The sequence below is a fragment of the Cyclobacterium sp. SYSU L10401 genome (genome assembly GCF_010993705.1).
Classification (GTDB): domain Bacteria; phylum Bacteroidota; class Bacteroidia; order Cytophagales; family Cyclobacteriaceae; genus Cyclobacterium.
This window is the reverse complement of the sequence record NZ_WOFO01000008.1, coordinates 9,835-24,652: the sequence shown is the minus strand read 5'-3', so window position 1 is coordinate 24,652 and position 14,818 is coordinate 9,835. Positions and strand designations below refer to the sequence as shown.

Genomic DNA, 14,818 nt, shown 5'->3' with positions numbered 1-14,818 from the left:
TTTATTCTACTTTACTAAAAAAACTTCCGACCATCCACCCTTCGTGATCAAACTTTCCTTCATGCCATAACAACTTTCTATCCCAATATCCGGGGCAGGAGTCATAGCCCTCAGCGGAGTAGCCGTAGCTTACTTCTACGACCAAAGGTTCTTGTTGTTTATTGAACACAAAGTCATATGCTGCACACTGTAATTGAAGGCGTTCGCTTAGATCAAAGGCAATCTGTACACAACGTTCGTCAAATAATTCACGTTCGTAGGCAAACACTCCACTGCCTGACGCTCGAAAGTCGCCTTTGCGAACGTAGCGTTTCAGTGCGAAAGCTTTGCCATTGATGGCGATAATGCGGGTATCGGAATCGTTATTGGGAATAAAATCCTGAAAGTAGGCATAGCCCACTTCCCTCCCTAGTGCTTTGGCGTAAAGAGGCGGCTTAAATAATCGTACTAAGCCCTTAAGGGGTTCCTTGAGGCTTGCTTTGCCCAGACGATATTTGTACCAGCGTTCTTTCAGACTACCCCAGGCATCATAATTCGAAAAGCCCTTGCCAAAGGCCTGCCGGACTAGCTTTTTGGCTTGCGCACGGTTGTATGCCAAACGTACGTTAGCAGATCCCGCCCCGCCCCGGAGCTTGAACACTTTGGGGAATTCCGCCTTTTCAATCCATTCCAGGGCTGAATTCAAATCATATAATGCATAGGAAGGTACTAGGGGTGCTCCAACTCGTTCTAAGAGGTATTTTTGCGCCACTTTGTCGTCGAAGTGCCAGGCTGTCCGAAAATCAGGGAACAATTTGAAACCAGTATGTTCCAAGGCGAACAGGATTTGCTTGGCGACGACGATGTCTTTTGGGTTGTTTTGACTGAAGTGCCACATCAACATGCTGCAGCCTTTTAATTGGCTAACTAGATCGTTGGCGTAGCAATTCACTTGCTTGAAAGGAATGTTGTGTTGCTCGCAGTATGCTATCCAACGTTGGTGGAAGCCGGAGGTGCTCTTATGAATGGCTATTTTCATCTTCTAACAAGTTTAAAACAACATCTCTATGAGCTTCACATCTAATTAAATTCTGTAAATAAAGGCGTTTCTCCCTACTCCATAGGCTGGGGAGCAAATTTCGATTTTGTAGAAAATTAAGGAAATGACAGCTATGAGGCTCTAAAAATGCTCTATAAGTACGGTATCGCTTTTTTAACCATTCTTGGTAAGCTTCATTTAACCTCTCACCCGATTGGATGATCTCATTTAAAGCTAACAAATAATGATTTCGCAAATCAGACTCAGCTATAGAAACAGCCTCAACCGTAAAATTTTGATTCATTTGGTTAAAATGGGTCCAGTCAAAATCACAGCCAGCCTCACTAAACTTAAGGTGAAGCATCAATCCTTTATTCCAAGGTTGGTTTAAGCAGCCATCCTTAAAGAAAAGGAAATTCCCTAGACTGTAGAATATAGGAACACCTCCGTAGCTCTCATAACCGCTTATACAATGGGAGTGATGTCCTACCACCGCATCAGCACCAGCTTCTGCATAGAACCTATAAAGCTTCTTCAAACGAGGGCTAGGAAGTTGATAATGCTCATGTCCGCCATGTACAATTACTAGCACAAAGTCAGATTCTTCCTTAACTGACTTAATCTGATGATAGTTTTGAATTGGATCTAAGGGGTTGGCGCCCGGGTTTTGACCATACGTTGTACTCCACTCGTTTTCACAAAAGTTTAAAACAGCTAAGGTTCGTTCTTTCGATTGAGTAAAATAAGGTTCTCCAGCTGTAGTATCAGAGCATCCAGCTCCAACAAAAGCTAAATTATTCTCTATTAGTGAATCAAAAGTATCATTTAACCCTCTTACTCCAAAGTCCATAATATGGTTATTGGCCAAAGTGGCTAGATCAAAACCAGCTTTTACTAGAAAATTAGCCGTTTCAGAACTTGCTTTTAGCGAAGGGCCTGATTTAGCTATGGGAATGGTAGACTGGGTCAAAGGCGACTCCAAATTGACTATCGCCAAATCTGCTTTCCCAATTTCTTCCAACAAGATTCGATCTAAAATTGAATCTGGAGTAGGAGAAGCGTCAAAAACAGATGCCATCTTTCCTCCTCCGAAGAAATCGCCAACAATAGAAACTCTAAAAAAAATATTGTCGTTCAGCATATTTTCTCAAACTGATTAGATGTCATAAATTTTTTAGTAGACTTTTAATGAGTGGACTTATAATAATCGATAAGTCTATCAATCTTGTCAGCCATTAAAAAATTATCGATCTTATGTTGTTTAGCTTTAATTCCCATTTCACGTCTTAAGTCATCATTCTTTATGAGCAAATCAATTTTCTTGGCCAACTCTTGGTAATCACCAACAGGAAAAAGGAACCCTGTCTCATTTTCAATAATTACCTCGGGAATACCTCCTACATTAGAGCCTATTGCGGGCACACCTGCAAATCCTGCCTCAATTATAGCATTCGACAGACTTTCGGATCTAGAAGGCTGTACATAAATGTCCATCGCTGGCAAAACTTCGGTAACATTATTAATTATACCAAAGTTAATTACCATATCCTCTAGTCCATATGACTCTACCCTCTTCATTAATTTATTTGTCATATTATCACCTTGCATTAATCCAATGAGACAAAGCTTTAGTTTCCTATCTTTATTCATATTATACAGTTGATTCATAGCATCGATTAAAATATCAACACCTTTGGTTTTAGATGCAAAAGCAACACAGCATATATACAAAGTATCATCGCAAAATCCTAGTTTTACGCGAGACACTTCCTTATCGATCGGTGCGAATTGAACACCGTTATATAAAACTTCAAATTTACGGACTTGAGAAGGATAAAAAGCCTTAAATTGGTTATTTACTGCATTTGATACAGAAAAGAAACGGGTATTAAATTTATTCACAAGCATTCTATGAATACGTGAAGTAATTTTAAGCTGATTTAGTTGGGTAGCTTCTTTAATATCTTTATCTACAAGCATAAGGTGTATGGTATTCCAACGATTCTTGCAACCAAAAAGGTAGCCAAATATACCAGGCCACAATGGCTGAAAATGTGAATGTATGATTGAAGGTTTGTATTGCATTATTATTTTAAAAAATATAGGCAAAAATTTTAATGGATTATGAGCTTTTGCTATATAAAATGCTATCTTATTATCTTTTAAATCTTGTAAAAATTCTTCAGATTTTGGCATACGATTGTATATCACAACAATCTTTATTTTATTTAGGCTTGCAGTCTTCGAAAGATCTAAAATATATCTTTCAAGGGCACCATACTTTGGAGCACCAAAACCCATCACGTGGACTACTGTTTTTGCTATTTTCTCTTTATCTCCCATTCCTTGTTTTAATTATTGAATTTGCAAGGTTGTTTGAGGACATAAATTCTATGTCGGGCCATTTTTGCACAATTATTCTCAATAATTTGTTTAGTAAAGTAATATTCCTTATTCGATTGTCTCTATTAATATATCCTACAAAGTTTAATCTATGTGTTGAAATAATAGCAGGTTTTTTATTATCAAATGCTACTTTAATCCTTTTTAAACATTGATCAATACTATCTTGCCTAGGCTTTAATGAAGGTTCAAAAAATACATTTCGCACTAAATACACCTGACCATATTTGTTATATTTACCCGTATAATTAAGTTTCTTTTTATGCTTTCTCCCTAATATAGATTCTTTTTGTATAGGTAAGCCCTGTAATGAAGTAATACCTTTTTCATATAATAACTTTTCAATTTCATGGTTCCAAAAATATCCCGTAGCTATAAAAGATTCTGCCTTATAACCCAATAGTTTCTCAAATAAATCAAGTCCGTCAGGAATTGATTTAAGCATTGCCGATCGCTGGTCTTGGTTGTAAGGATAAAAAGCAGTGTTGTAAATTTTGGATTGATCGATAAAATTATCTTTAGGAAGGATGAAGCAGCCCAAATCAAATGCAATATGTAGTTTTGGATTTTTGCCTTCCTTCAGTTCATTAAGCCAAAGCATCGGGTTTAGATGCTCACGACCGTGAAATTGTGGCAAAAACACATTTTCCTTGATACCTTGCTTCCAAAGAGCGAATGCACCTTTATGATCAGGATATCTCTCTAAGGTCTTTGTAAATGGCTCATAAAAATATTTCTCAAATCCTGACTGTTTAATTTTCTCAAAATCAGGGTTAGCCACATTTGTGTTAGCAGTTATTATTGGAGGATTACCATATTTATCATGGTATTTTGAAAGTGTTTCAAAAAAGGTTTCTAAATCTTCGGTGCTAGCAAGGGAATCAAACCTAGAATATGGGCTTTTATCAACACTAATATGGTTTTTCAACAAATTATCATAAACATCTTTAGATGGCATAGAAATACCTCCCCAGTCATCACTTTCTATAACAATGATTTTACGATTAGTTTTCCAACCGAGAAAATTAATTAGCCTTTGACCCAAATAAGATTTTATTTTCTGCACAACTGTTTCTCACGAATTATGTATCCCAATTCAGTAGAAGTCATAAACTCTACCTCAGGCCATTGTTTTAAAATAGTATCCAGAAGCTGTTTTAGCTGCTTGAGACTATTGTCACGATTAGCAGCATTTAGCCCTCCTATAAAGTTTACCCTGTGGCAACTTATAATGACTGGTTTTCTCCACTTAAAAGCAAGTTCAATTTCCGAAAGACATGTATCTATTTCATTTTTATTTGAATCTGAGGGCTCAAAAAAGGCATTTCGTGTAATATAAATTTGATTATATTTATTATTTTTACCAAGATACCGTAAATTTCTCCTAATTTTGCCTTCGCCCAGCACTTCTTTCTGAATTTTTGGAGTTGACATAAACAGTATTCCTTTAGAAGCTGCAACAGGTTCAAGGGCGTTATTAATTGGTCCATTGGGTGGTACAAAAAACCTCGCTCTACGCCCATGAATTTTTTCAAAAAGATCTAAACCATCGATAACTATTTTTTTATGTGTTATTAGGTCATTGGCATATTCAAGGTCAAAAGCTGCCTGTAAACCAATCCCTTGCTTTCGATTAAAGCCCCAAACACCTTGGTTAAAAGCTAATAAAACCTCCTTATCCTCTTGCTGAAGTGCTCTTAGCCAGGCTGAAACATTAAGATGTTCCCTTCCATGAAACTCAGGTAAAAAAATCCCAGAATTAAAACCTTCCTGCCAAAGTTGAAAAGCCCCACCCTTATTATATCTCTCTAAAGTTGTATTAAAAGGTTCGTAGTAATATTCCTGAAACTCCGATGATTTTATTTTCTGAAAATCAGGATTGGCAACCAAACTAACTGCTGTTATTTTTGCACTCGAGTTATTTTTATCTTTTACTGATGTTAAGACTTCAAAAAGCATAGATAAATCTTCAGCGGAAGCAAGTGTATCGTATTTATTGTACCGGCCACCTACTCCTTTTCCCAAAAATAAACCAGCATTCTCAAGTACTTTGTATGATTTTATTGAAGGCATTCGTATGCTTCCCCAATCATCACTTTCTAAGACTATGATTTTTCTATTTGTCTGCCAACCAGGAATATTAGATACACACTTTATTAATCTATTCATCATCTTAGTTTAAATAAAAAAATCAATTATATCTCTAATTGAAAAATTTGCATCTGATCCTAAAATCCTAACGAAGGGTGCAGCAAACAACATTGCACTGGTTCTGGACATGAAATCTGAAGTAAAATATACGACTTTGGGAATAAATATAATTACACTAATCAATATCCCAAACCTTAACAGACTGGTACCTTTTCTTTTATAAAACACACCACGTAATATTAACAACACCATAACAGCTAAAGCATAAGTACTTGCATTGGCCATGGTTCTACTGTATAGGGCATATGCAAAGCTTAAAAAATTAGCTAAAGAGGCCATCAAAAGAGCTGTAGTCATTAACCCTAACTCGACATCATCCATAACGCGCACACTGTAGTATCCTCCTAGGATAAGAAGTACAATAAAACTGGTAGCTCCAGCGTAAACAGATGTTGTTTTTCCATATTTCGCATACCAAACGGCATTTGATTTTTCAAGTCTTTCTGCAATAGGATCGAAACCTTCACCCTCATTATCTATTCTGTAATATGAGCCAAGCTTTTTCTTAGTTAAGTCATTTTGTGATGCTGTATCAACTATAGCTAGGGTATTTACATTAAAGATGAACGAGAGAACATAAATCCCAATAAATAAGGATTTGGGTAAATAACTAAACAGGGCTGCAATTAATGCAGGGATAGCAATGAATCCATACATTAAATGAAATAAAGGAGTAGACAATATCAATAACAAGTATTTCCATTTTTTTGTTTGGTGATATCCATAAACACCATTGAAAAGAACCCACATACCCGTCCATGACCGTATTGTTTGCATGCTTTCATAACTCCTGTGTATAACAAAAATAACTATTACCATAAAAACCAAAAAACCTATTCTCCCTTTGCCATTTTTATTGAAGTCAATTACATTAAGTAAAGCTGCTCCATAAAAATAACCATATACAGTCCCAGCAATTGCGAACAAGAGGGTGGTACTTTTAAAAAGACTCCCAGAAAAAGAACACAGTAGATGTATATATAGGTCGTTTGGAGAGTTGTCAGCCGCCTTTAAAGTTAATATACCTACTACTCTTTCAGTAAATTCAGACCAACCTAAATTAAAATAAGACTCTACTAAACGCAAGTACGCTCCAGCATCTGCTTCAGCAGAGTACGATAATAATATCCCATAAAAAAGACCAAAAACGGTCAATAATAAGTGCTTTCCATTTCTATCTAGTTTCTTCAATCCCATGATCAATCCTAGGACTGGGGAGATTAAAAAAAGGATAAAAGTATAGACCTTTGCTTGCTTATTGGCAATCATTTATTTTCCTGTAATTAGGAATCGAATAGCATAAATGAGATTTTTTCTCAGAAGATTTGTTCTAGAAGTAGGCTTTGACAAAACGTAATCGTAAACAGCGGTATACTTTTGATTAATTTTTTCAGTACCGAAAAGCTCATAAAAGAAGTGTTTCGTTTTTTTTTGATGCCTTTGATATGCTGAATCATCTTTTCCAAGCTCTTGAATAGCCTTAAGGGTATTTGTTTCCTCATTAGCTTTAGCAATACTTCTTTCAGAAAAATTAGTTGCTAAAAACCGTTCTACATTATTTTCGTCAATTAAAATAGGGATATCCGCATTCTTTGCCGGAGCTAAGCTTGGTATCCCCAAAGATGTAGCTTCCATAAAGCTTCTACCTGTGCCAACTACAAAATCTGCTAAATATAAGAAATTTGAACCTTTTGCTGCTCGATGATCCGTGATGTAATGGACTGGTAGTCTTCTTCGCTTACCTTCTTTAACATGTTTGTTAAATTTTTCTTGGTTTGTTATTCTCCCTATAACAAAGAACTCTACTGGAAATTTTTTATTTAATTTTTCTATCAGATTGAATGTTTGGAGTAGCGTCATTTCATAAGCACCTCCTAATCTGCTCACCCTCACAAAAGTGATTTTATCTGGATCTGCTTTTACTTCCTGTAGATTATCTGGAAGAAAGTCAAGTGCCCTTACCCGGTTGGGAATTAAGAAAATAGAATCGCTAGTATAGTTTTCATTATCAAAGTACCACTGTTGATTCTCTATACTGAACACAACAATTGCATCAGCATGATAATAATTCTTCCTTAAAGGGTTGGGGCCACCGCACTTGTTTAGTATCAATGGTATCTTCCTTGTAGCAGTGGAAAGTAAACATCTGTTTAATGAATTCGTATCGAAGCAATGAATTACCTCAGGTTGAAATGTTTTAAAAATCTGATTAAACCTAATATTAAGACGTATTATATCTATTATACTGTGTCCAAGTGTGATATGCTTCAGTAGATAGGGGTTCTCATTTAAAACAGGACTCAGTACTTTACCTAGCATGACGATTTTTACCTCACAGGATTTTGCCATTTCTAAGCTTACCTGATGAAGCGAATTAAAATGTCCACCAGCTGCTTTTCCCTGACCTTCTGAGGAAATGAGAAAGAGTATTTTCATAATCAGATAATTTTTTGTTCTTCCTCTAAATTTACCCCAAACTTCTCTTTTACCTACGATCGAAACGTCTGTATAATAGTTAAAATATCTGCTCCAGAGGCGTCTCTCAGATTAATGATAAAGTAAAGGTTATCTAAAAATTTCCTTGCTCTGGAAGTGGCTACTTTAAAATCTGCGGCAATATTACCCTTTCAGTGATGCAGTGAATTCGGATTTCACAGATTCAAAAAAAGCAATATCCTCTGCTAGCTCTTCTTCTAACAGTTTTTTAGTATTGGGATTCATAGCTGGCGGACGCTGCTCTACCCTGAACGAATTTACCAGTCGCCGCCCTACACTAAGGAAGCCAAGCTTTTGTAGATATGAAGAAGCTATTACTGCGGTATGATTAGTGGGAATCCGTGCACTATTCCGTGGCAAAGTGCTGTAATTAAGCTCCTCCAAGTTGAATACGGGTGATACTCCTAAAAATTCGAAGATACGATTAACCGTGGGTAAAGTCTGCTTAGTGAGCGCATCGAATGGCAGTAAAATCATTTTTTCTGGTGGAACCAAGGATAAAATTTTATCAAATTGCCGTTTATACCGGCTACGCCCCAAATAAGAATAATGCTTGAAATTATGATAGCTTTTCTTAATGCGGTCTGGCTCAAGGGCAATTGCCTTTTCAAATCGGTAATGCTCTCTGGCCATACTGTATTGATGCCAATAGAGCGAATATGTGCGTTCGATGGGGTGACGAAGCACAAATATCAATTTTGTTTTGGGCATTACCTCCAAAATCCTTGGTACAGCTTGAGGATTAAATGCACAGTCAGCAGAGGTCTGCCCTATGATACTATCAGCGGTCCATGTTGCTTCAAGCGGAGCAAAAAGCTGACGGTACCAATCAAAGCCTTTAGTAAACAAGCGGTCATCGTCAAAGTAGCTATAGTCCATATTCCTATCTAACATCTTTACCTGTGGATGATTTAGAAGCAAACTATGCAGTAATGTTGTACCGCTTTTCTGAACTCCTCCTATAATAAAATCTGGTAATCTCATTTTACTAGATTATTCATTGTTCTTTAAGATTCTCTTTACATATATAAATTTACCAATCGTCTTCAATAACGATTTATACTTCGGAGGCCATACTGGCCAAGTGGATTCCAATTCTCGCTCTCAAATCCAATCCTTTCACTATAGCCACATTAAAAGTATTTCCACCGTCAATGACGCTCATATCGCTTGTAGAACAGTATTGCATACCAACTTTTGCGAATATTCTACTGCGTAGGCATATCGACTAGTAATTCTAAGATCAACAACTTTGGTTTCACCTTTGGAAATAACACCTCAAACGGTAAACAAAAGTTGAATATAGGAATTGATCCTAGATAAGGACTATTACTTACTTCCAATGGATAGAGCGTATTGCTTTTCACTATTAAATCAGGAACACCTATAAAGTAGTTAATTCCGCTTTCCTTGAAGAATACAAATAGTACTTCCAAATGCTGATAGGGAAAATATGAATTTCAACTTTGCCGTTAGCTATTTCCGCACTAATTGGCATTGACAAAGTCTCCATAATGTCAGGAATTATCCGAAGATCTACACCTTCCAAAGTACCTCCACTTTCGATCGCTGCCCAAAAACTTTAATTTTAGCATCTATTATGAACAATATAGCGACTTAATCAATGATATCGAGTCTAATATGTCGGCTATATCAAACTTTCTGATCAATGAAGTAGCCAAAATGGTATTTTCCGTTATACCCGTAATTAGGATGGAAAAATGAATCTCATTTCTAACAAATCTACGTACCTTTCCCATGCAAAGAGATACTAATCTTCTTTCCAACTTTCAGTTTCTGATTTTTCCAATAAATTAAATTTGAGACCAAAATCTCATTCACCTAAACTTTTCCTTCCACATATATGGCATTTAGTGCATCTCGCATAAAAATAGTGTTCTTGATTGAACGTTCATGCCAAATTAGTTATGTTATTATCCTTTCTTTTCCGGTGCATTGTAAAACCAAATCACCAGCGAATTGTATTATTTTCCCAATCTCCTTTATCTTCTTTAGATGTATTTGACAATCCAAGAGTCCCTGGAAAATAGATTAAAAAATGATTTCTTCTAGTAGTAAAAAAGAAACAAAAAAACGGAATGAAATGTTCTCAAGGTACTTACCTTTACTGTTACATACAATTTGAACTTTGAAATAATCAATGTCATATATAGTTTATCTCCTTTTGACAAATTTTTCAACAATAGAGTTGATAGTGTTTTGAATAAAGAATAGACATGAGTGGTTGCTCATTTTTAAAAGCACCATGTAAACAAATAAGAAAAGAAATGTCCAAAGCCAAGGGTTTGGATCCAAAAGAAAAAATAAAGCTATAAAAACTCCAAATATCAAAGTGGGAAATAGCCAGTTTTTTAATTGGTTCAAAAACCTTATGTTTAGTCTTATATCTACTACGTAGGCATAAAAAATGAACACTATAGTAGATGAAACTGTAATAGCAATAGTAAATTCAATAATACCATAAAGCAAACCAAAAACAATTGGAGACAACTTTAATAATCGCTGGACTAGCCCAATTTGAAATTTAAGTTTAGAATATCCCTTTGCCAATACGGCTTGGGCCATAATTCCAATATGAGGGCTACTCAAGGTTGATAAAAGTAAAATCTGAAAGAAAATAACGCTCGGTCTCCAATCCTCTCCTAACAGAAAAATAATAATATGTTCGGCTAAGAAAAAAAAAGGGGCAACAACTAAGACAATCATTCCTGTTGAGATTTCGGATGCTCTGTAAAAGATACTGTGAAATTTTCTCTCATCATTCTGTAATGCACTCAACGCAGGAAACATAACTTTTCTAAGACTACCTGTGGTATAGGTATCAATCTGAGCTTTTAATGATTCAGCGCGTGAATAAAACCCTAATATCTCCGGTGAAAAGGCTTTACCGATAAAAATAGTATCTATTTTGTTAAATACCTGTCTAAAAACCTGGTCTATAAATACAAACCCTGAATACGAAAACAAAGAAGAAATATCTCCCCATGAAAAAACTAGCTTGGGCCTCCATGTGGTCGTAGACCATAGCAAAACGGTAGACGTAATAACCAAGATAAATTGTTGTACAACCAAACTATATACCTCCAGTCCATATAAGGCAGCAGAAACTCCCATTACACCTGCCACAACTGTCGAAATAACTGTTCTAATGGATAAGGTTCTAAAATTCATATTTCTGGTAAGAATAGTGGACTGAATTCTACCCAAAGCAGAAATAAATGGTATAAAAGCCAAATATCTTAAGATCGTCCCAATTTCGGGCTGATCAAAAAAACTTCCAACATAGGGTGCACCTAAAAATATTACGGTTGATGAAAATAAGCTGATGGCGACATTTAAATAAAATACAGAAGAATAGGTGACATCAGTATTGTGTTTATTTTGAATTAAGCCACTGGTAAAACCAACATCAATAAATACATCAGTGATAGTTACGAAAACCATCGCCATTCCTACAATTCCAAATTCTTCCGGAGATAGTAATCGGGCAAGTATGATAGAAATAAAAAGTGAAGCAAACTGCCTAAAAAAACTACTTGTTAAATCCCAATAAAATCCATTCTTAGCTTTTCCTACTTCCAACTTTAAATTCTAAAAATGTGAGAATTTTTAAAAACTAAAACAATGTTATATTAAAACGCTTGAATTAATAGCAAGAAAGACGTTGGATTCATTTTTTCTCTTTATCCTCCGCATAGTATCCGTACCCGTAACCATACCCATACCCATACCCATACTGATAGGCTTTTTTATCCACCCCATTAAAGACCAGATACGCGTTTTTTAGTATTTGCTGTTTTTTCAGGGTATTGATATGCTCGATAAACTGTTTCTGGCTGTAGTTGTAGCGCAGGATCATCAGGGTCAGATCGGCTTGCTGCAGCAGGTCCAGGGACTCGGCCACCAGGCCTACCGGAGGGGTATCCAGGATAATCATATCGTACTGCTGCTTCATCTCCTGCAGCAGGCTGCCAAAGGTCTCCGTAATCAACAGCTCGGAAGGATTGGGCGGAATGGGGCCGGAGGCGATAACGTGCAGGTTTTCGTATTCCGTAGCCTGAATGATTTGGTTCAGGTCGCTTTCCTGTCCGCTCAGATAGGAAGAAAGACCTGATTTGTTTTTCAATCCAAAATCTTCAAAGATCTTGGGTTTACGCATATCGCAGCCGATCAGCAGGGTTTTTTTACCGCTCAGGGCATAGACCGAGGCCAGGTTGATGCTGCAGAAGGTTTTGCCCTCTCCGGAAATGCTGGAAGTAATCATAATGACCGAAGAACGGTCTTTGGGCAAGATAAAGTTGATATTGGCACGCAGGGAGCGGAAGGCTTCCGTTACCCCGGACCGGGGACTGTTGTACACCACCAGGTTACCCTTGTCCTTGCTGAGGTTGATGGTGGTCAGCAGGGTCAGGTCCGCCTGCCGCTCCACCTGTTTGACATCCCGGATACGGGTCTCAAAAAACTGCCTGCCAAAGACAAATCCTACCGGCAGGGCCATACCCAGCATCAGGGCAATGGCATAAATGCGCTTGCTCTGTGGACTAATGGGTGCTCCTTCTACCAGGGCATTTTCGATGATTTTGTTGCTGGGGGTATTGGAGGCCCGGGTAATGGCAGACTCGGCCCGCTTTTGCAGCAGGTAGGTGTACAGGCCCTCGTTCAGTGAAAACTCCCGCTGTATGCGCAGCAGGTTCTGCTCGGTCTGCGGCAGGCTGCCAAATTCATTTTCGATGGCCATTTTACGGCTTTCCAGGTCATTGATGGTCAGTAGCGCATTCTGCTCCACGTTTTCCAGTACTTCCCGGATGTTTTTGTTCATATCCGAAATCTTGCGGTTGACCTCTCGTAGCGGAGGAGAGATTTCGGTCATCTTGGAGGCATGCATGGACTTTTCGGCCTGCAGCTCCATCAGGTTGCCGATCAGGGCATTGAGGATGGGATCCTGTATGCCCAGTCCGGAGGGCACCACAATCTCGTTGTAATTTTCCCGAACCAGGTAATCCCGCAGTTGCCGGTAATATTCCCGCTTGAATCTTTCCTGCGCCAGTTGGGTTTCGATTTCCATCAGTTGTTCGTAGATGGCCGAACCTTCATCGGTCAGGTTGTAAATGTTGTTGTTGGAACGAAAATCCTGCAGGCGGTTTTCGATATAGAGCAGGGAATCGGAGAGCACCACCAGCTGGGCATCGATAAATTCGATGGTATTGGTAGACATCTGGTTTTTTTCCTGCAGTTCGTTTTCCAGGTACACCTGCTGCAGGCGGTCCAGGTACTCCCGGCCCTTGGCAGGCGTGGGCGTTTCCAGGCTCAGCCGCAGGATCGTGGATTCTTTTTCCTCGGGAGCAATGCTGAGTTTGTTACCCGTGTACTCGTTGACCAGTCCAGGAAGGTGACGCAGGCGTACCAGGATCTCTCCGGAACTTTCCGCACCGGTATGTGCCAGCTGAAATTTCATAAAGGGCAAGGTGACCGTCTCCCCGAAGCGAAAGGTATTTTGGTCAAGCTCGGGAACTTCCATGCCCTGCGTACGCTCCTCGGCGGGCAGGTACTGGCTGTAGGCATCATCGGGAAAGCTGAGCTGAAAGGTTTCCTCATTGTCCCATTCGATCAGCAAGCCACCACCCACCGGCTGCGGATGTTCCCAGTCTACCTGCAGGGTAATGGGCGTGTTGCGGTACAGTTCCTTTTCCACAAAGACCCCCTGAGAATAATACTCCACATCAAAATCCAGTTGGCGTAAAGTGGCCTCGGCAATGGGGCGGGATTTGAGGATGATCATCTGGTTGGTCAGGGCCATTTCCTCTGGTCCGGGACCTACGCCTCCCATTTCTTCAAATATCCCAAAGGCAGATTCTTTTTCCTTGATAAAGAACTTGCTGTGCACCTGGTATACGGGAATGGTATAGCGGATATTAAAGTAAGCAATGCCCAATGCCAGGATCACACTTGCCAGAATATACGGCCAAATCCGCCAGATCTGCAATAGAAGCGTCCTGGCATCCAGCGAATCGTCTTCCTGAATGACCGGTGGCTGTTGTGGATGCTGGGGATAGGATGGGGGGTTGGGCATTGGGGGTGAATTATGTTTTTTAGGTTTCTCAGGATAATAAACTATTCGCAATCAAATCCCCCTTTTAAAGGGGGAAAGGGGGATTTTTTAGAGCATTTCTAATTTATAACAAACTGAATTCTTGATGATTACGTAGGCAAATCCCCCCAGCCCCCTTGGTAAGGGGGAGTTGTGCTCGGTCAATTGGTCGGAAATCTTTTCTCAGGATAGAAAACTATTCGCAATCAAATCCCCCTTTTTAAGGGGGCGAGGGGGATTTTTAGAGCATTTCTAATTTATAACAAACTGAATTCTTGATGATTACGTAGGCAAATCCCCCCAGCCCCCTTGGTAAGGGGGAGTTGTGCTCGGTCAATTGGTCGGAAATCTTTTCTCAGGATAGAAAACTATTCGCAATCAAATCCCCCTTTTTAAGGGGGCAAGGGGGATTTTTTAGAGCATCTCAAATTTTCATCAAACTGATTTCTTGATGATTACGTAGGCAAATCCCCCCAGCCACCTTGGTAAGGGGGAGTTGTGCTCGGTCAATTGGTCGGAAATCTTTTCTCAGGATAGAAAACTATTCGCAATCAAATCCCCCTTTTTAAGGGGGCAAGGGG

10 protein-coding genes are annotated in these 14,818 nt (G+C 38.7%); all 10 read right to left on the bottom strand.

Features of this window, described 5'->3' with window-relative positions:
- Window position 1: 1 nt before the first annotated feature.
- The 10 genes from GL182_RS17420 to GL182_RS17375 all read right to left on the bottom strand — a co-directional run bounded on the left by GL182_RS17420 (window position 2) and on the right by GL182_RS17375 (window position 14,219).
- The gene (locus GL182_RS17420) at window positions 2-1,018 is read right to left on the bottom strand and encodes a RimK family alpha-L-glutamate ligase (protein ID WP_163381067.1); all 1,017 of its coding nucleotides are present in this window, start codon (window positions 1,016-1,018) and stop codon (window positions 2-4) included.
- Entirely contained in the window at window positions 999-2,159 is a 1,161-nt protein-coding gene (locus tag GL182_RS17415; protein ID WP_163381066.1) for a CapA family protein, read from the bottom strand. The genes GL182_RS17420 and GL182_RS17415 overlap by 20 nt, the downstream gene beginning before the upstream one ends.
- 44 nt (window positions 2,160-2,203) lie before the next feature.
- Window positions 2,204-3,361 (bottom strand): glycosyltransferase family 4 protein, encoded by a 1,158-nt coding sequence (locus GL182_RS17410; protein ID WP_163381065.1) that lies wholly within the window; start codon window positions 3,359-3,361, stop codon window positions 2,204-2,206.
- Complete coding sequence (locus tag GL182_RS17405) at window positions 3,351-4,487, bottom strand: hypothetical protein (protein WP_163381064.1); 1,137 nt, start codon at window positions 4,485-4,487, stop codon at window positions 3,351-3,353. Before GL182_RS17405 ends, GL182_RS17410 begins: the two co-directional genes overlap by 11 nt.
- A complete protein-coding gene (locus GL182_RS17400; protein ID WP_163381063.1) occupies window positions 4,475-5,593 on the bottom strand; it encodes a polysaccharide (de)acetylase in 1,119 nt (372 codons plus the stop codon). Before GL182_RS17400 ends, GL182_RS17405 begins: the two co-directional genes overlap by 13 nt.
- 6 nt (window positions 5,594-5,599) lie before the next feature.
- Complete coding sequence (locus GL182_RS17395) at window positions 5,600-6,901, bottom strand: hypothetical protein (RefSeq protein ID WP_163381062.1); 1,302 nt, start codon at window positions 6,899-6,901, stop codon at window positions 5,600-5,602.
- Window positions 6,902-8,068 (bottom strand): glycosyltransferase family 4 protein, encoded by a 1,167-nt coding sequence (locus GL182_RS17390; RefSeq protein WP_163381061.1) that lies wholly within the window; start codon window positions 8,066-8,068, stop codon window positions 6,902-6,904.
- Between the two features lie 183 nt (window positions 8,069-8,251).
- The gene (locus tag GL182_RS17385) at window positions 8,252-9,112 is read right to left on the bottom strand and encodes a sulfotransferase family protein (RefSeq protein ID WP_163381060.1); all 861 of its coding nucleotides are present in this window, start codon (window positions 9,110-9,112) and stop codon (window positions 8,252-8,254) included.
- A gap of 1,191 nt (window positions 9,113-10,303) precedes the next feature.
- Window positions 10,304-11,731 (bottom strand): lipopolysaccharide biosynthesis protein, encoded by a 1,428-nt coding sequence (locus tag GL182_RS17380; RefSeq protein WP_163381059.1) that lies wholly within the window; start codon window positions 11,729-11,731, stop codon window positions 10,304-10,306.
- 88 nt (window positions 11,732-11,819) lie between these two features.
- Window positions 11,820-14,219: a GumC family protein gene (locus GL182_RS17375; protein ID WP_163381058.1), complete on the bottom strand. Its 2,400-nt coding sequence runs from the start codon at window positions 14,217-14,219 to the stop codon at window positions 11,820-11,822.
- Window positions 14,220-14,818 lie beyond the last annotated feature (599 nt).